Source organism: Aestuariibius sp. HNIBRBA575, assembly GCF_040932005.1.
Taxonomy (GTDB): domain Bacteria; phylum Pseudomonadota; class Alphaproteobacteria; order Rhodobacterales; family Rhodobacteraceae; genus CANLNM01.
Map to the genome: position 1 here is coordinate 493,450 of NZ_CP162414.1, position 15,931 is coordinate 509,380.

Consider the following 15,931-nt stretch of genomic DNA (forward strand, 5'->3'; position numbering starts at 1 on the left):
GCCTCGGATTCTCCGGGGCGTTTTGCGTTTTAATCAATGATCAGAAAGTCGGGTTTTCCTCAACTTGCGCATTGGTTAACCAAGCGTTAATGCTCTCTGTAGTTGTTAATGAATTGGAATATCAAATGAAAACTGCGTCTATAATTGTTTTGTCATTTTTTGTGCTAGCTGGGGCTGTATTCGCAGAAATACCAACCAATTTGAACGGAGTTTCAACTCAAGAGCACGTGGCGCATGGTGGCGGGTGCCGAAAAAGTTCCCCTGCTGGTCAATGTTGCCATCTGAGGACTGCTACGAATACTGTGCATTGCCACTAACTGAGGCGAATTCTTCAAAACACTTGTGCCGATAAAGCGGGACGTTTATACGCGCCCGGTGGCCATGCGAGGCTATAGAATCAATTGCAAACGCCGTGTTGGCCCGTTCCCGTCGCTGGGTGGGCCGTTCCGGCAAAGGAGATAGCGACATGAAATTGAATGAACTGCACGACAATCCGGGCGCAACGAAGAAACGTATGCGTGTTGGCCGTGGTCCCGGCTCTGGCAAGGGTAAAATGGGTGGCCGTGGTATCAAGGGTCAAAAGTCCCGCTCGGGTGTTGCGATCAAAGGCTACGAAGGCGGTCAAATGCCATTGTACCAACGTTTGCCAAAACGTGGTTTCAACAAGCCAAACCAGAAATCTTTTGCTGTTGTGAACCTGGGCCTGATCCAGAAATTCATCGACGAAAAGAAAATCGACGCCAAAGACATCACCGAAGACACATTGGTTTCTTCTGGTCTGGTGCGCCGCAAACTGGACGGTATCCGCGTTCTGGGCAAAGGCGAACTGACCGCGAAAGTCACGATCACAGTGACCGGTGCGTCCAAAGGCGCCATCGAAGCGGTCGAAAAAGCCGGCGGTTCGTTGACTGTAGCAGCAGCTGCTGCCGAATAAGGTATTGTGAGCAGCGCCAACGCTGCTTACATGTCTATTAGAGTTTCCAGCGCCGCCGACCGGGGACACCGGTTTGGCGGCGCGTTCATGAGATAGAGAGCCCAATCACATGGCATCAGCAGCAGAGCAAATGGCCTCCAACCTGAGCTGGAGCGCTCTGGGTAAGGCGACCGAGCTTCGCCAACGTATTCTGTTCACCCTCGGTCTGTTGATCGTTTACCGTCTGGGGACCTTTGTCCCCGTGCCCGGTATCGACCCGGACGCGTTGCGCAACTTTATGGAGGATGCCGCAGCGGGTATCGGCGGTATTCTGTCGATGTTCACCGGTGGCGCGCTGAGCCGGATGGGTATTTTTGCCCTCGGCATCATGCCCTACATTTCGGCGTCCATTATCATGCAGCTGCTTGGCTCGATGTGGGAACCACTGAAACAGCTGAAAAAAGAAGGCGAACAGGGGCGTAAAAAGCTGAACCAATACACCCGTTACGCCACTGTGGTTCTGGCCACGGGGCAGGCGGTTGCGATGGCCAGTTCTTTGCAGGCGGGGGGACTTGTGTCCAATCCCGGCAGCTTCTTTATGGCGTCGTGCATTATTACGCTGGTCGGGGGCACCATGTTCCTGATGTGGCTGGGTGAACAAATCACCGCACGCGGCATCGGCAATGGCATTTCGTTGATCATCTTTGTGGGCATCATCGCCGAAGTTCCCGCCGCCATGGCCCAGTTCCTGAGCCAAGGCCAGTCCGGAGCGATCAGCCCTGCGGCCACAATCGGTGTGATCCTGATGGTGATCGGCACGCTGGCCTTTGTGGTGTTCATGGAACGCTCTTTGCGCAAAATCCACATTCAATATCCACGCCGTCAGGTGGGCATGAAGGTATATGATGGCGGTTCAAGCCATCTGCCGATCAAAGTGAACCCCGCCGGTGTGATCCCCGCGATCTTTGCATCTGCTTTGTTGTTGTTGCCTACCACCTTGGCGACGTTCAGCAGCGGATCGACCAGCCCAATCATGTCGACCATTCTGGCGTATTTTGGCCCCGGTCAGCCGCTTTATCTGATCTTCTTCTCGGCGATGATCATCTTTTTCACCTATTTCTACACCAAGGAAGTGGCGTTTAAGACTGACGAAGTTGCCGATAACCTGAAAAACCAAAACGGGTTTGTCCCCGGTATTCGTCCGGGCAAACGCACGGCGGAATATCTGGATTACGTTGTGACACGTATCTTGGTTTTGGGGTCATCCTATCTGGCACTAGTTGCGTTGTTGCCTGAAATCATGCGCGCGCAATTGTCCATTCCGTTCTATTTCGGCGGGACATCGATCCTGATTATCGTGTCGGTTGGTATGGATACAATTCAGCAAATTCAGTCGCATCTGTTGGCGCATCAGTACGAAGGTCTGATCGAGAAAAGCCAGCTGAGCGGCAAACGCGGTAAAAAGAAACGGTCAAGGGGGCCAGCTCGTCGATGAATATCATTCTGCTAGGACCACCGGGTGCCGGTAAAGGAACGCAAGCGCGGATCCTTGTTGAAGAACGTGACATGGTGCAGCTGTCCACCGGGGATATGCTGCGCGACGCACAGGCCAGTGGCTCTGAGATGGGCAAATTGGTTGCGGATGTTATTGCGCGTGGTGACCTGGTTACGGATGAAATCGTCATCGGCCTGATCCGCGAGAAACTGAATGCTGGCGGTGCCGCTGGGGGATACATCTTTGATGGGTTCCCACGCACATTGGCGCAGGCGGATGCATTGGGTGAATTGCTGATCGAAATGGGTCAAAGCTTGGATCACGTGGTGGAAATGTCCGTGGATGATCAGGCGCTGGTCGCCCGGATCACGGCCCGGTCCACCTGTGGTGATTGCGGTGAGGTCTATAACGACAACACCAAACCGATCCCCGCAGATGAGAAATGCACAAATTGCGGCGGGTCCAACTTCAAACGTCGTGCAGACGACAACGAAGACAGCCTGAAAACCCGTCTGTTGGCCTATTACAAACAGACCTCGCCGTTGATTGGCTACTATTATGCCAAAGGCCAGCTGCAATCTGTGGATGGTTTGGGTGAGATCGAAGATGTGAAAGCATCCATCGCCTCAATTTTGGGTTGAGACACAATATCCTTGACAGGGGGTTGACGGTCACCCGTCAGCCCAATAAATAGCCCCATCCCCCTAGGGATAAGTCTGAGAGAATCGGGTCGCACCTGATGGTTTCAGAAACACCTCGAATTATGATATCGGCCCGCGGTTCGCCTCGGGCTTATGTTGTGAAAAAAGGGCCCGGCATGACGGGCTCGCAACGAAAAGGAAGATCAAACGTGGCACGTATTGCCGGCGTGAACATCCCAGCTGCAAAGCGGGTTCCAATCGCCCTCACTTATATCACCGGTATCGGCCCGACTTCGGCTGCCGCTATCTGCGAAGCTGTTAAAATCGACGTCACACGTCGTGTTAACGAGCTGTCCGATTCCGAAGTTCTGGCCATCCGCGAGCACATCGATGCTAACTTCACCGTTGAAGGTGACCTGCGTCGTGAAGTTCAGATGAACATCAAACGCCTGATGGATCTGGGTTGCTACCGCGGCCTGCGTCACCGTCGTAACCTGCCCGTTCGCGGCCAGCGTACACACACTAACGCTCGTACTCGCAAAGGTCCTGCAAAGGCCATTGCTGGTAAGAAGAAATAAGGGAATCTGATCAATGGCTCGTGATACCCGTCGTGGGGGCAAGAAAAAGGTCTCCAAGAACATCGCTGCTGGCGTTGCACACGTAAATTCCAGCTTCAACAACACCAAAATCCTGATTTCCGACGTACAGGGCAACGCGATCGCATGGTCGTCCGCCGGTACTATGGGCTTCAAAGGCTCGCGGAAATCCACACCTTATGCGGCGCAAATGGCTGCTGAGGATGCTGGCAAAAAAGCGCAGGAACATGGCGTTAAAACACTAGAAGTCGAAGTTCAGGGCCCCGGCTCTGGCCGTGAATCGGCTCTGCGTGCTTTGGCTGCTGCTGGTTTCAACATCACATCGATCCGTGACGTGACACCAATGGCCCATAACGGCTGCCGCCCACCAAAGCGTCGCCGCGTATAATCCTAATAAACTGCTTTGGGGCCCCGTATTGCGCGGCCCCAATCCGTCATTTTGAAACCTCGGGCGTTTGCCTTTTAGGACATGGAAAGGCAGACAAGAATGGAGGGACGCATGATCCACAAGAATTGGGCTGAATTGATCAAGCCTACGCAGCTGGAAATCAAACCCGGCAACGATCCCGCGCGTCAGGCAACTGTTGTTGCTGAACCGCTTGAGCGTGGCTTTGGCCTCACTCTGGGGAACGCGCTGCGCCGCGTTTTGCTGAGCTCGCTTCAGGGCGCAGCGATCACCAGCGTTCAAATCGACAATGTTCTGCACGAATTTTCATCCGTTGCAGGCGTTCGTGAAGACGTCACAGACATCGTTCTGAACCTCAAAGGTGTTTCCATCCGCATGGAAGCCGAAGGTCCAAAGCGTTTGTCGGTTCAGGCAAAAGGCCCCGGTGTTGTCACCGCTGCTGACATTTCTGAATCCGCTGGCATCGAGGTTCTGAACAAAGACCACGTGATCTGTCACTTGGATGACGGCGCTGACCTGTACATGGAATTGACCGTGAACACAGGCAAAGGCTATGTGGCCGCCGATAAAAACAAACCAGAAGACGCGCCGATTGGCATGATTTCCATCGATGCGATCTATTCACCGGTTAAGAAAGTCAGCTATGACGTTCAGCCAACCCGTGAAGGTCAGGTTCTGGATTATGACAAACTGACCATGAAGGTCGAAACAGACGGATCCATCACGCCGGACGACGCTGTGGCTTATGCTGCACGTATCCTGCAGGACCAGCTGTCGATTTTCGTGAACTTCGACGAACCAGAGGCTGCGCAAGCATCTCAGGACGACGATGGTCTGGAATTCAACCCATTGCTGCTGAAGAAGGTAGACGAGCTGGAACTGTCTGTCCGTTCCGCAAACTGCCTGAAAAACGACAACATCGTTTACATCGGCGATCTGATCCAGAAAACCGAAGCAGAAATGCTGCGCACACCAAACTTTGGCCGGAAATCTTTGAACGAAATCAAAGAGGTCCTGTCAGGCATGGGTCTGCATCTGGGCATGGATGTCGAGGATTGGCCACCGGACAATATCGAAGATCTGGCGAAGAAATTCGAAGACCAGTTCTAAATCTTTCGAGGGGCGCCGCTGGCGCCTCTCATACGACTGGGCATTCAGCCCCAAGGAGAGGGTCGGACACGCATCCCACCCCAGACAAAGCAAAACAAACGTTAGGAATTTAAAATGCGCCACGCACGAGGCTACCGCCGCCTGAACCGGACCCACGAACACCGCAAAGCAATGTTCGCAAACATGGCCGGTTCTTTGATTGAACACGAACAGATCAAAACCACATTGCCAAAAGCCAAAGAGCTGAAGCCGATCATCGAAAAACTGATCACGCTGGGCAAACGTGGCGATCTGCACGCCCGCCGTCAGGCCGGTGCACGTCTGAAGCAAGACCAGTATGTCGCAAAATTGTTCGACATCTTGGGCCCACGTTACAAAGACCGCCAAGGTGGTTATGTGCGTGTGATGAAAGCTGGCTTCCGTTATGGCGACATGGCACCAATGGCGATTATCGAATTCGTTGACCGTGACGTTGACGCCAAAGGCGCAAACGATCGTGCTCGCGTAGAAGCTGAAATGGCTGCCGAAGACTAATAACGTTTGGGTTACAACCTAAACACGAAAGCCCCGTCATGTGACGGGGCTTTTTGCGTTTGTGACGTTAGGTTATGTGAACTATTCGTGACCCGCAGAATCTGTTGAACGGGGAATCGCCCGATCCCCTGTAGAAACGCCGTCCTCATTATCTTTGTCAGCGCCAAATGTGCCAACAAAATCAAAGATTAACGACAGGTCCATGTCGCTCAGCCCACTGAATCGGTCAACGACATCGTAGTCGGTGTGCTGCATTTGAATACCTCTTATGTACTAGTGATGTGTACAATTTAAGGTTGACCTCAGACAAAGCAACTTGTCTAAAAAGACATGTCTATGAGGTCGGGAATTGAGCTGCACACAAAACAACTTGGCGCGATGGCGCCGAGTGGTTTCTTTTTCGCCCTTCATATTCGTTTTGCATTGCCATTGTTACACCATCAGTCCTTTCCGCAGGAATGGGCCGACAAATATACAGAGGAGGTCTATGCGCTTCGAGATCCGATCATTGCCTGGGGGTTTAGTGAGGTTGGATCAAAACGATGGAGCGAAATTACGATTCCTGACCCGTTCGATATATTCGGACAGGCTGCGGAACACGGTATGATTTATGGTCTTGCTGTATCTTGTGGGCATATGAAATCACGCACGATTGCATCTGCTGCACGTGCGGATCGCGAATTCACCGATGATGAAATCACCGAATTCGCCCGACTTATACAAATGCTGCATGACATCACCGAGCCCCCGAAGTCCTTGACGGACGCCCAAATCGAGGCCCTGCGATTAATCGCCGAGGGGGACCGTCACGCAGCTGCCGCCGCGAAACTGAATATTTCAGAAAGTGCGTTAAAGGCACGTCTTACCTCTGCTCGGAATTCGCTCTTGGCCCGTACAACGGCCGAAGCAATTCAGCGGGCGCGGGATTACAGGCTGCTCTGACGCCCATCGGGGATCTTCAGCAGGGTTGTGTATCCCTAACCCTGCCTGGAGGAGAAACCCCATGCAATCCACGACCCTTTCTTTTGCCAACATGCACAACCATGGCGAACTTTTCGCGAATATTTTTCGCGCACGACGCGAATCATTCATTGTTCAGCGTCAATGGAACCTGCCCGAAACCATGGGCATGGAATATGACCAATACGACACGCCCGTGTCCCGTTGGTTGGCTGTCCACAGCGATTGTGGTCAGGTTCTGGCCGGCCTGCGGCTGACGCCCACAACGGCCAAATGCGGCATGTATTCCTATATGATCCGCGATGCGCAAAACGGGCTATTGGATTCGATCCCGTCGGATCTGTTGTATCAATCAGCACCAATTGATCCCCAAACATGGGAGGTAACGCGCGGGTTTATCACCGCTGATCTGCCCGCAGCCCAACGTCAAAAGGTGCGGATGAAGCTGGTTTTGGAAATGCTGCGCACCAGTCGCACCGAAGGCATTAGCCGTATGATCGCGCTGCTGCCGTCCAATTGGGGCCGGTGGGCGTCGCGGTGCCGTCTAGAAATGCAGCCCGCTGGGCGCAACATGAATATGGGCGGCATTGATTATCAGGCCGTTTGGATCGATTTCTCGACTCAACTGCATTAATTGCCCCTTTTTGTCCGGGGGGATATGGCGCAGATCGGGCAGGACGCATAGGTTGCGACTATGCCCGATCTATTCAATCAATCCGCATCTGAACCTGTCGTTACTGGACCCCGTCCTTTGGCGGATCGGTTGCGTCCGCAAAAACTGTCAGATGTGATTGGCCAGAGCCAAGTATTGGGCCCTGATGCTCCTTTGGGGGTGATGTTGTCATCCGGGTCATTGTCGTCTTTGGTGTTCTGGGGGCCACCGGGCGTGGGCAAAACCACCATCGCGCGTTTGCTGGCCGATGAAACCGATCTGCATTTCGTTCAGATATCGGCGATTTTCACCGGGATGCCGGACCTGCGCAAAGTGTTCGAAGGCGCGAAAATTCGGCGTCAGAACGGGCAGGGGACGTTGCTGTTTGTGGATGAAATCCACCGGTTCAACAAAGCCCAACAAGACGGGTTTTTACCCCATATGGAAGACGGCACCATCCTGTTGGTGGGCGCTACGACCGAAAACCCATCCTTTGAATTAAACGCCGCGGTCCTAAGCCGGTCGCAAGTGTTGGTTCTGGAACGGCTGGACAATGATGACCTTGAAAAACTGGCCAAACGCGCCGAAGCCGAGCTGGACCGCAGGTTGCCGCTGGACGCACGTGCGCGCGGGCAATTGCTGGATATGGCGGATGGGGACGGGCGCGCGCTGCTTAACCTGATCGAACAGGTCGCCGCATGGAAAGTTGACACAGACCTGACCCCCGAACAATTGGCCAAACGGCTGATGAAACGGGCGGCGAAATACGACAAAGACGGCGACGAACATTACAATTTGATTTCGGCCTTGCATAAATCGGTGCGGGGATCTGACCCGGATGCGGCCCTATATTGGTATGCGCGCATGTTAGAAGGCGGCGAAGACCCACGTTATCTGGCCCGCCGTCTAACCCGGATGGCCGTCGAAGATATCGCATTGGCGGACCCGCAGGCGCAGGGCATTTGCCTGCAAGCGTGGGAAACCTATGAACGTTTAGGCAGCCCCGAAGGCGAATTGGCATTGGCGCAGGCGGTGATCTATCTGGCGCTGGCCCCAAAAACCAACGCCGGTTACGCCGCCTACAAAGCGGCGCGTGTTGCGGCCAAATCCACCGGGTCCGAACCACCGCCCAAACATATCCTGAACGCGGCTACATCCTTGATGGAGGATCAGGGATATGGCGCTGGCTATGCCTATGATCACGACGCCGAAGACGGGTTTTCAGGTCAGAACTATTTCCCCGACACGATGGAGCGCCCTAAATTCTACGATCCCGTGGATCGCGGCTTTGAACGGGACCTGAAAAAACGGGTCGACTATTTCGCCAAGCTGCGGGCCAAGCGCAACGGTTGACTCTTGGCGCGGGCAGGGTCACTAGCAGCCCATGTTTTTAACGCTGCTTCAAGTTGCCCTTGGCGGGGCCATCGGTGCATCCGCTCGGTATCTGACCTCGGTTGGGGTTGGACGGCTGTTTGGGACGGGGTTCCCATGGGCCACGATTGGGGTGAACGTGATCGGATCGTTTTTGATGGGCGTTCTGATCGTCGCGTTGGCGCATTTTTCACAGACCCGTTTGGGGCCGTTTTTGATGACGGGCATCCTGGGCGGGTTCACGACGTTTTCAGCGTTTTCATTGGATGCGGTCGCGCTCTATGAACGCGGACAGATCGGCGCGGCCGGTCTTTATGTAATTGCTTCGGTTGTGGTGTCGCTTGCGGCGCTGGCATTGGGGCTTTGGATCACAAGAGGGGCCCTGCAATGAGTGGCGTTCAACAAATCACAGTGGCCCCGGACGAAGACGATCAGCGCATTGATCGCTGGCTGCGCAAGCGGTTTCCAAACGTCACGCAGGGCCGTATTGAAAAAATGTGCCGCAAAGGCGAATTGCGTCTGGATGGCGGTCGGGTGAAATCCAACACGCGGGTAGCAGCGGGTCAAACGGTGCGTATTCCACCGATTGCAGATGTGGACAAACCCGCGCCGTTGCCGTTCAAACAACGGATCAGCGATGCGGATACCAAACTGATCCAATCCTGCGTCATCTACAAAGATGACCATATCATCGCGCTGAACAAACCCCCCGGTTTGCCCAGCCAAGGCGGCAGCAAACAGACCCGACATGTGGATGGTTTGGCTGAAATGCTGAAATTCGGCTACGAAGACAAACCCCGTCTGGTGCATCGGTTGGACAAAGACACATCCGGTGTTTTGCTGTTGGCGCGCACGCGGTTGGTGGCCAAATCCCTGACGGATGCCTTCCGGTCCCGAGAAACCCGCAAAATTTACTGGGCTGCGGTCGCTGGGGTGCCTTATCCCCGACTGGGCAAGATCAAATATGGTCTGGTCAAAGCCCCCGGTCACGGACGCGGCGGTGAAAACGAAAAAATGCGCTGCATTCACCCGGCCGAAGTGCAGACTACGCCCGATGCCAAACGTGCCGAAACCGATTATGCGGTGATGACCACGTTGGGGCCGCGGGCGTCTTGGGTGGCGTTGATCCCGATCACGGGCCGCACGCACCAGTTGCGCGCGCATATGGCCGAAATGGGTCATCCGATCGCAGGCGATGGCAAATATGGCGGCACTGGTCAGGAAAACCTTGGTGATGGCTGGGGCGCGGGGCTGGGCGGTGAACTGACCAAGAAACTGCAACTGCATGCGCGGTCGATCACCATCACCCATCCTGTGACCCGCAAAGAGCTGACGATCACCGCCGGTCTGCCCGAACATATGAAACGCACATGGGATTACGTCGGTTGGAGCGAAGGCGACGTGCCGGCCGACCCGTTTGAGGACATGATGTAATGAGTGATCTGCGTCTGGTGATTTTTGATGTCGATGGCACGTTGGTCGACAGCCAAGCGGATATTGCAGGGGCGATGCGGCTCAGCTTTGCGGCGGCGGGTCTGCCTGCGCCGACCCATGACGATGTCCTGTCGATTGTCGGTTTGTCCCTGCCCGAAGCGATGCGGTTGCTGCATCCCAGCGGCGCGGATGCCGATATTGATCGATTGGTCGTGGGCTACAAAGACGCCTATATGACGCTGCGCGCGGAAATCGGGGCAGATCAAAGCAGCCCGCTTTATCCCGGTGTGCGTCAGGTTCTGGATGATCTGAAGGCCCGCGATGATGTGCTGTTGGCACTGGCCACAGGCAAATCGAAACGGGGGCTGGATAAATTGATCGAGGGCCACCAGCTGCATGGATATTTCCAAAGCCAGCAAGTGTCGGATTTTCACCCATCCAAGCCCAACCCGTCGATGATTTTCACCGCCATGTCCGAGTGTGGCGTCGACGCGGCCCAAACCGTGATGGTTGGGGATACGACGTTTGACATGGATATGGCCCGCGCGGCCAAGGTGCCGGGAATCGGGGTCGATTGGGGATATCATCCTGCTGAAATGCTGGGCACGCCGCACATAATTTCACACATGTCCCAATTGCCGGGATTGCTGCCAAAAATCTGGGGATAAAAATGAGCGAATGGAAAGCCAAGCGGTTTTGGAAGACCGCGAATGCGCAATCTATAGAGGGTGGGTTCGGTATTTTTCTGGATGACCGTCCCGTGAAAACCCCGGCCAAGGCGTCACTGGTGGTGCCAACCCATGCATTGGCCACTGAAATCGCCCGCGAATGGGACGCCCAGGACGAAAAAATCGATCCGACCACGATGCCCGTCACCCGTGCGGCCAATGCGGCCATCGACAAAGTCACCAAAGACTTTGTTGCGGTGGTCGAAATGATCGCGGAATACGGCGGGTCTGATTTGTTGTGCTACCGCGCCTCTGACCCGTCAGAACTGATCGCCCGCCAAGCCGCAGCCTGGGATCCCCTATTGGATTGGGCCGCAGAGGAATTCGGCGGCCGTTTGGCGATTGGCCATGGTGTCATGCATGTGACCCAAGACCCCGCCTTGTTGTCGACTTTGCGCGAAGGGGTGGCTGACTTGTCTGCCTTTTCGCTCACGGGATTCTACGATCTGGTGCAAATTTCGGGCTCACTGATTCTCGCTTTTGCGGTAATTCGCGGCAGAATCGACCCAGTTGACGCTTGGTTAACTTCTCGAATTGATGAAGACTGGCAGATCGAACAATGGGGCCATGATGACGAAGCAGACGCGATGTCAGCGGTAAAACAGAGCGCATTTTTGGACGCTGCACGCTTTTATCAGCTTACAAACGACTGATCGGTTTCCGCTCACAGTTAAAACTCCTGCGAACTGAAGGTTTTTTAGGAAAAACGGTTATCGTAATTTGTGATACACCACTTGACCTTTTTCAATGAATTCGCCCAATCTGGCGACGTCGAGGAAAAATTCCCCGAACAACACTGTCCCAAATCGGGAGAGTAGAAAAATAATCACCTCCGGGGATGGGGGTGAAACTCAGGAAGAGGTATCTATGATGAAATCCGTATTCTACGGCGCTTTGGCTGTTGCTGGGCTTGCTGCTGGCGCATCCGCTGCTGCAACGCTTGATGATGTTAAAGCGCGTGGTAGCTTGAACTGTGGCGTGACCACCGGTCTCGTTGGGTTTGCTGCCCCTGACGCAAACGGTGTTTGGAATGGTTTTGACGTTGGCGTTTGTCGCGCTGTTGCGGCCGCTGTTTTTGGCGATCCAACTGCTGTTGAGTTTGTACCAACCACGGGTCAAACACGTTTCACAGCTTTGGCGTCCAACCAGATCGACATGCTGGCACGTAACACCACGTGGACATTCTCCCGTGATGTCGACTTGAAATTCGAATTTGTTGGCGTGAACTACTATGACGGCCAAGGCTTCATGGTTCCACGTGAACTGGGCGTAACGTCCGCTAAGGAACTGGACGGCGCGACCGTTTGTATTCAGACCGGGACCACCACCGAGCTGAACCTTGCTGACTTCTTCCGCACAAATAACATCAGCTACGAGCCTGTGCCGATTGAAACAAACGCAGAAGCACAGCAGCAGTATCTGGCTGGTGCTTGTGACGTGTACACAACGGACGCTTCTGGTCTGGCCGCGACTCGTGCCACATTCGAAGATCCAGCAGCACATGTTCTGCTGCCAGAAATCATCTCCAAAGAGCCACTGGGCCCGCTTGTTCGTCACGGCGACAGCGAATGGGGTGATATCGTTCGTTGGACATTGAACGCGCTGATCTCTGCAGAAGAGCTGGGTATCACATCCGCAAACATCGAAGAGTTGACTGCTGGTACAGACAACCCAGAAATCAACCGTCTGCTGGGCACCGAAGGTGAACTGGGCGCGATGCTGGGTCTGGACGCTGACTGGGCGAAAAATGCTGTAATGGCAGGCGGCAACTACGGTGAGCTGTTTGAAAAGAACATTGGTGAGAATTCGCCAATTGGTCTGGCCCGTGGTCTGAACGCACCATGGACCGAAGGTGGTCTGATCTACTCCCCACCTTTCCGCTAAAATCTAAGGAAGGGGCGCGGATTTCACTCCGCGCCCTTTTTCCTTCTTCTCCAAGATTATTGAGTCTCCGAGGACGTGAAGCCGAAACAATCGGCACATGATCCCCGTGAACGGAGACCTAGGGAGTTACACAATGTCCATTACAACGGACCTGCCGAAAGAAAGCTTTCGGCTCAGTCAGCTTATCTATGATACACGTTACCGGTCGATGACGATCCAGTTCGTGGTTCTGGTTATGCTGGTTCTTTGCTTTGCTTGGCTTGGCAACAACACGGTTCAAAACTTGTCCGCGCAGGGCAAAGATTTTGACTTTGGGTTTTTGACCCAATCCGCCGGTTACGACATCAACCAAAAACTGATCGAATACGATAACCAGATGTCGCATGGACGTGCGGCGATGGTTGGTATTCTGAACACTATTCTGGTGGCGGTGCTCGGCTGTATTTCGGCGACAATCATCGGTGTGGTCGCAGGGGTTCTGCGTCTGTCCAACAACTGGCTCGTTGGTCGGTTGATGACCGTCTACGTCGAAGGTTTCCGCAACGTGCCTTTGCTGCTGTGGATCATGCTGATCTTTGCAATCGTCAACGAAAGCCTGCCACACCCACGGGAATTCAAAGAAGGCGGAAGCGCCTCGATGTTGTGGGAAAGCGTCGCATTCACCCGCCAGGGCACATTCTTGCCGGCTCCGGTTTGGGGGTCTGGATCGGGCGTATTGCTGACAATTTTGGCGCTGTCGATTGTCGGGATCATCGTATTCCGCCGCTATGCACGGACCCGTCAGGAACAAACCGGTGACATTTTGCCCGTGACTTGGGTCACATTGGGGCTGTTGATCGTACCAACCTTGTTGGCGTTCTTTGTTCTGGGCCGTCCTGTTTCACTGGATTACCCAGAAATCTCACGCTTTAACTTTACGGGTGGCGCAAAGATCCTGAACTCTTTGATCGCGCTTTGGTTGGCGCTGACATTGTACACGGGTGCCTTTATTGCTGAAATCGTGCGTGCCGGGATCATGGCCGTTTCCAAAGGCCAGACCGAAGCGGCAAGCGCGCTGGGTTTGCGTCCAAAACGGACAATGAACCTGGTTGTTTTGCCACAGGCCATGCGGGTGATTATCCCGCCGCTGATTTCGCAATTCCTGAACCTGACCAAAAACTCATCGCTGGCGATTGCGGTTGGTTACATGGATGTGCGCGCCACATTGGGCGGCATTACCATCAACCAAACCGGTCGCGAACTTGAGGGAATGTTGCTGATGGGACTGTTCTATCTGGTTCTCAGCATCGTGATTTCGACGGCGATGAATATGTACAACAACAGCGTTAAGCTGAAGGAGCGGTAAAGATGAGCAATAGTGATCTTTCTTTTGTCCGCACCGAAATGCTGGACGAAAAGGCCCCCCCATCGACACAAGTTGGGGCGGTCAAATGGATCCGTGAGAATCTGTTTTCGAACGCGATCAATTCTATCCTGACCTTGTTGGCGATCTTTGTTCTGTACAAAGTGATCGTCACGCTGACGCCGTGGATCTTTGGCGGTGTTTGGAATGCTGGTTCGCTGACCGAATGCCGCGAAGCATTGGCCGCGGTTGGCAAAACCGGGCATCAGGCCGCCTGCTGGGCCGTGATCGAAGATCGCTGGCATCAATTGGCGTTTGGGTTCTACCCGCGCCACATGTACTGGCGTCCAATTTTGGCCGTCACTTTGTTTGCGGTTGCTTTGGCTCCGGTTCTGTTTTCGGACCGCGTTCCGGCCAAAATGATGATCTTTACCCTGCTTTATCCATTCCTTGCGGTTTGGCTTTTGTGGGGGGGATCGTTCTGGACACCAATTCTGGTTCTTGCTGGATTTGGGGCCGGTTATGTTGGGTTCCACGTCGCTGCCAAATATGGCGGTGCTTTGCTTGGATCCATCATTGCGGTTTTGGCGGCTGTGATTTGGTGGCTGTTTATGTCGTCAGCGATTGATAGCAGCCTGCATCGCATGGTTGCCAATGGCCGTTTGGATTCAGAAACCATTCGTCTGGAAACCCGTTTGGCTGAATTGCCCGCCGAAATCGAAGCAGCAGAAGCTGTGCGCGATGAAAAGCAGGCTGAAATTGCCGCGATGGTCGCGGACAAAGATGCTTTGGTGGATCAAATCGAAGCCGCACGCGGTGACGATCATCACGCTGTTGCATCGGATGAACATCAAGCGGCTCTGTCGACGTTCCTTGCGGATCTGGCTGTGTTGCGGGATGAAGAATCTGCATTGTCGCGGGTTGTTTTGAACCTGAATTCGGAACGGTCAGATTCACGTGCGCTGAACAACAACATCCTTGCCTTGGATGAACGCGAAGCGCGTCTGCCCGAAGCAAAGGCGTTGGTGTCAGAACTGGCCTCAACATTGCCAAGCTCGGTTCAGGGGCTTCGGTCGCTGGGTCAAATCGAAAGCGGAACGTCACCCGAAGACGAAGCTGCTCTGCGTGCCTATCTGGCTGCCAAAGGCGATCTTCTGACGGTTCAAACAGCCATCGACACCACCTATACAGAATTGGGTCGTGTGGGGCTGGAACCTGTTGCATCTGACAAAATCGGGGGCTTCTTGCTGGCGATTGTGATTGGTGTGGCTGGGATCGTACTGTCCATGCCTTTGGGTGTTGTGCTTGCGCTGGGTCGCCAGTCTGACTTGATGATTGTGAATAAATCTTCGGTGGCCTTCATCGAAATTATTCGCGGCATCCCGTTGATTGTGTGGTTGTTTACCGCGTCGCTTTTGTTGAACTACTTCTTGCCTCCGGGCACGCAGTTCGACCTGATGTTGCGCGTGATCATCATGGTGACGCTGTTCTCAGCGGCCTATATCGCCGAAGTGGTACGTGGGGGTCTGGCTGCATTGCCAACCGGCCAATACGAAGCCGCGGACGCGTTGGGATTGGATTATTGGAAATCAATGCGGTTGATCATTCTGCCGCAAGCGTTGAAAATTTCGATCCCCGGCATCGTGTCGTCGTTCATCGGCCTGTTCAAAGATACCACGCTGGTGGTGTTCATTGGCCTGTCTGACCCGATTGATTTTTCAAACAAAATCCGGGCCGACACCGCATGGAACGGCATCTACTGGGAACTCTTCATCTTTATTGGTGCATGCTTCTTTATCTTCTGTTTCGGCATGTCCCGCTACTCACAATGGTTGGAGCGCAAGCTTCACACTGGCCACCGCTAA

The 15,931-nt window shown here is 54.1% G+C and carries 17 protein-coding genes and 1 pseudogene; 17 read left to right on the forward strand and 1 reads right to left on the reverse strand.

Going from position 1 to position 15,931, the window contains the following annotated elements; translation table 11 throughout:
• Positions 1 to 466 precede the first annotated feature (466 nt).
• The 7 genes from rplO to rplQ all read left to right on the forward strand — a co-directional run bounded on the left by rplO (position 467) and on the right by rplQ (position 5,695).
• On the forward strand, positions 467 to 934 hold the full coding sequence (gene rplO / locus AB1F12_RS02605; RefSeq protein WP_368186369.1) for a 50S ribosomal protein L15: 468 nt from the start codon (positions 467 to 469) through the stop codon (positions 932 to 934).
• Between the two features lie 130 nt (positions 935 to 1,064).
• Positions 1,065 to 2,408: a preprotein translocase subunit SecY gene (gene secY, locus AB1F12_RS02610; RefSeq protein ID WP_368188233.1), complete on the forward strand. Its 1,344-nt coding sequence runs from the start codon at positions 1,065 to 1,067 to the stop codon at positions 2,406 to 2,408.
• Positions 2,405 to 3,049, forward strand: coding sequence for an adenylate kinase (locus AB1F12_RS02615; protein WP_368186370.1), 645 nt, complete (start codon positions 2,405 to 2,407; stop codon positions 3,047 to 3,049). The genes secY and AB1F12_RS02615 overlap by 4 nt, the downstream gene beginning before the upstream one ends.
• A 209-nt stretch (positions 3,050 to 3,258) precedes the next feature.
• Positions 3,259 to 3,627 carry a 30S ribosomal protein S13 gene (gene rpsM / locus AB1F12_RS02620; protein WP_368186371.1) on the forward strand — a complete coding sequence of 123 codons (369 nt, stop codon included), beginning with the start codon at positions 3,259 to 3,261 and terminating at the stop codon, positions 3,625 to 3,627.
• A 13-nt stretch (positions 3,628 to 3,640) separates the two neighbouring features.
• On the forward strand, positions 3,641 to 4,033 hold the full coding sequence (gene rpsK, locus AB1F12_RS02625) for a 30S ribosomal protein S11 (protein WP_092064722.1): 393 nt from the start codon (positions 3,641 to 3,643) through the stop codon (positions 4,031 to 4,033).
• Between the two features lie 111 nt (positions 4,034 to 4,144).
• Positions 4,145 to 5,161 carry a DNA-directed RNA polymerase subunit alpha gene (locus tag AB1F12_RS02630; protein ID WP_368186372.1) on the forward strand — a complete coding sequence of 339 codons (1,017 nt, stop codon included), beginning with the start codon at positions 4,145 to 4,147 and terminating at the stop codon, positions 5,159 to 5,161.
• Positions 5,162 to 5,275: 114 nt separating this feature from the next.
• Positions 5,276 to 5,695, forward strand: coding sequence for a 50S ribosomal protein L17 (gene rplQ / locus AB1F12_RS02635; RefSeq protein ID WP_368186374.1), 420 nt, complete (start codon positions 5,276 to 5,278; stop codon positions 5,693 to 5,695).
• A gap of 81 nt (positions 5,696 to 5,776) precedes the next feature.
• On the opposite strand, the gene AB1F12_RS02640 is transcribed toward rplQ, so the two are convergent.
• Positions 5,777 to 5,950, reverse strand: coding sequence for a hypothetical protein (locus tag AB1F12_RS02640; RefSeq protein WP_368186375.1), 174 nt, complete (start codon positions 5,948 to 5,950; stop codon positions 5,777 to 5,779).
• Between the two features lie 75 nt (positions 5,951 to 6,025).
• On the opposite strand from AB1F12_RS02640, the gene AB1F12_RS02645 reads away from it, so the two are divergent.
• The 10 genes and pseudogenes from AB1F12_RS02645 to AB1F12_RS02690 all read left to right on the forward strand — a co-directional run.
• Entirely contained in the window at positions 6,026 to 6,637 is a 612-nt protein-coding gene (locus AB1F12_RS02645) for an autoinducer binding domain-containing protein (RefSeq protein ID WP_368186377.1), read from the forward strand.
• A 61-nt stretch (positions 6,638 to 6,698) separates the two neighbouring features.
• A complete protein-coding gene (locus AB1F12_RS02650; protein ID WP_368186378.1) occupies positions 6,699 to 7,289 on the forward strand; it encodes an acyl-homoserine-lactone synthase in 591 nt (196 codons plus the stop codon).
• Positions 7,290 to 7,349: 60 nt separating this feature from the next.
• Positions 7,350 to 8,660 (forward strand): replication-associated recombination protein A, encoded by a 1,311-nt coding sequence (locus tag AB1F12_RS02655; protein WP_368186380.1) that lies wholly within the window; start codon positions 7,350 to 7,352, stop codon positions 8,658 to 8,660.
• Between the two features lie 31 nt (positions 8,661 to 8,691).
• Positions 8,692 to 9,069, forward strand: coding sequence for a fluoride efflux transporter CrcB (crcB, locus tag AB1F12_RS02660; RefSeq protein ID WP_368186382.1), 378 nt, complete (start codon positions 8,692 to 8,694; stop codon positions 9,067 to 9,069).
• On the forward strand, positions 9,066 to 10,112 hold the full coding sequence (locus AB1F12_RS02665) for an RluA family pseudouridine synthase (protein ID WP_368186383.1): 1,047 nt from the start codon (positions 9,066 to 9,068) through the stop codon (positions 10,110 to 10,112). The genes crcB and AB1F12_RS02665 overlap by 4 nt, the downstream gene beginning before the upstream one ends.
• Positions 10,112 to 10,780 (forward strand): HAD-IA family hydrolase, encoded by a 669-nt coding sequence (locus tag AB1F12_RS02670; RefSeq protein ID WP_368186385.1) that lies wholly within the window; start codon positions 10,112 to 10,114, stop codon positions 10,778 to 10,780. Before AB1F12_RS02665 ends, AB1F12_RS02670 begins: the two co-directional genes overlap by 1 nt.
• Before the next feature lie 2 nt (positions 10,781 to 10,782).
• Complete coding sequence (locus tag AB1F12_RS02675; protein WP_368186387.1) at positions 10,783 to 11,493, forward strand: ATP12 family chaperone protein; 711 nt, start codon at positions 10,783 to 10,785, stop codon at positions 11,491 to 11,493.
• Positions 11,494 to 11,707: 214 nt separating this feature from the next.
• Positions 11,708 to 12,724: an amino acid ABC transporter substrate-binding protein gene (locus tag AB1F12_RS02680; protein WP_368186389.1), complete on the forward strand. Its 1,017-nt coding sequence runs from the start codon at positions 11,708 to 11,710 to the stop codon at positions 12,722 to 12,724.
• 133 nt (positions 12,725 to 12,857) lie between these two features.
• Positions 12,858 to 14,069 (forward strand): amino acid ABC transporter permease, encoded by a 1,212-nt coding sequence (locus AB1F12_RS02685; protein ID WP_368186391.1) that lies wholly within the window; start codon positions 12,858 to 12,860, stop codon positions 14,067 to 14,069.
• 1,199 nt (positions 14,070 to 15,268) lie between these two features.
• A pseudogene (locus AB1F12_RS02690) lies at positions 15,269 to 15,931 on the forward strand (amino acid ABC transporter permease); the annotation flags it as partial.

Coding starts and splice junctions, on each gene's coding strand:
- AB1F12_RS02650 (WP_368186378.1), top strand. CDS start 6,699: ATGCAATCCACGACCCTTTCTTTTGCCAACATGCACAACCATGGCGAA.
- AB1F12_RS02630 (WP_368186372.1), top strand. CDS start 4,145: ATGATCCACAAGAATTGGGCTGAATTGATCAAGCCTACGCAGCTGGAA.
- rpsK (WP_092064722.1), top strand. CDS start 3,641: ATGGCTCGTGATACCCGTCGTGGGGGCAAGAAAAAGGTCTCCAAGAAC.
- AB1F12_RS02640 (WP_368186375.1), bottom strand. CDS start 5,950: ATGCAGCACACCGACTACGATGTCGTTGACCGATTCAGTGGGCTGAGC.
- AB1F12_RS02670 (WP_368186385.1), top strand. CDS start 10,112: ATGAGTGATCTGCGTCTGGTGATTTTTGATGTCGATGGCACGTTGGTC.
- AB1F12_RS02645 (WP_368186377.1), top strand. CDS start 6,026: ATGTCTATGAGGTCGGGAATTGAGCTGCACACAAAACAACTTGGCGCG.
- rplQ (WP_368186374.1), top strand. CDS start 5,276: ATGCGCCACGCACGAGGCTACCGCCGCCTGAACCGGACCCACGAACAC.
- AB1F12_RS02675 (WP_368186387.1), top strand. CDS start 10,783: ATGAGCGAATGGAAAGCCAAGCGGTTTTGGAAGACCGCGAATGCGCAA.
- rplO (WP_368186369.1), top strand. CDS start 467: ATGAAATTGAATGAACTGCACGACAATCCGGGCGCAACGAAGAAACGT.
- secY (WP_368188233.1), top strand. CDS start 1,065: ATGGCCTCCAACCTGAGCTGGAGCGCTCTGGGTAAGGCGACCGAGCTT.
- AB1F12_RS02680 (WP_368186389.1), top strand. CDS start 11,708: ATGATGAAATCCGTATTCTACGGCGCTTTGGCTGTTGCTGGGCTTGCT.
- AB1F12_RS02615 (WP_368186370.1), top strand. CDS start 2,405: ATGAATATCATTCTGCTAGGACCACCGGGTGCCGGTAAAGGAACGCAA.
- AB1F12_RS02665 (WP_368186383.1), top strand. CDS start 9,066: ATGAGTGGCGTTCAACAAATCACAGTGGCCCCGGACGAAGACGATCAG.
- AB1F12_RS02685 (WP_368186391.1), top strand. CDS start 12,858: ATGTCCATTACAACGGACCTGCCGAAAGAAAGCTTTCGGCTCAGTCAG.
- crcB (WP_368186382.1), top strand. CDS start 8,692: ATGTTTTTAACGCTGCTTCAAGTTGCCCTTGGCGGGGCCATCGGTGCA.
- AB1F12_RS02655 (WP_368186380.1), top strand. CDS start 7,350: ATGCCCGATCTATTCAATCAATCCGCATCTGAACCTGTCGTTACTGGA.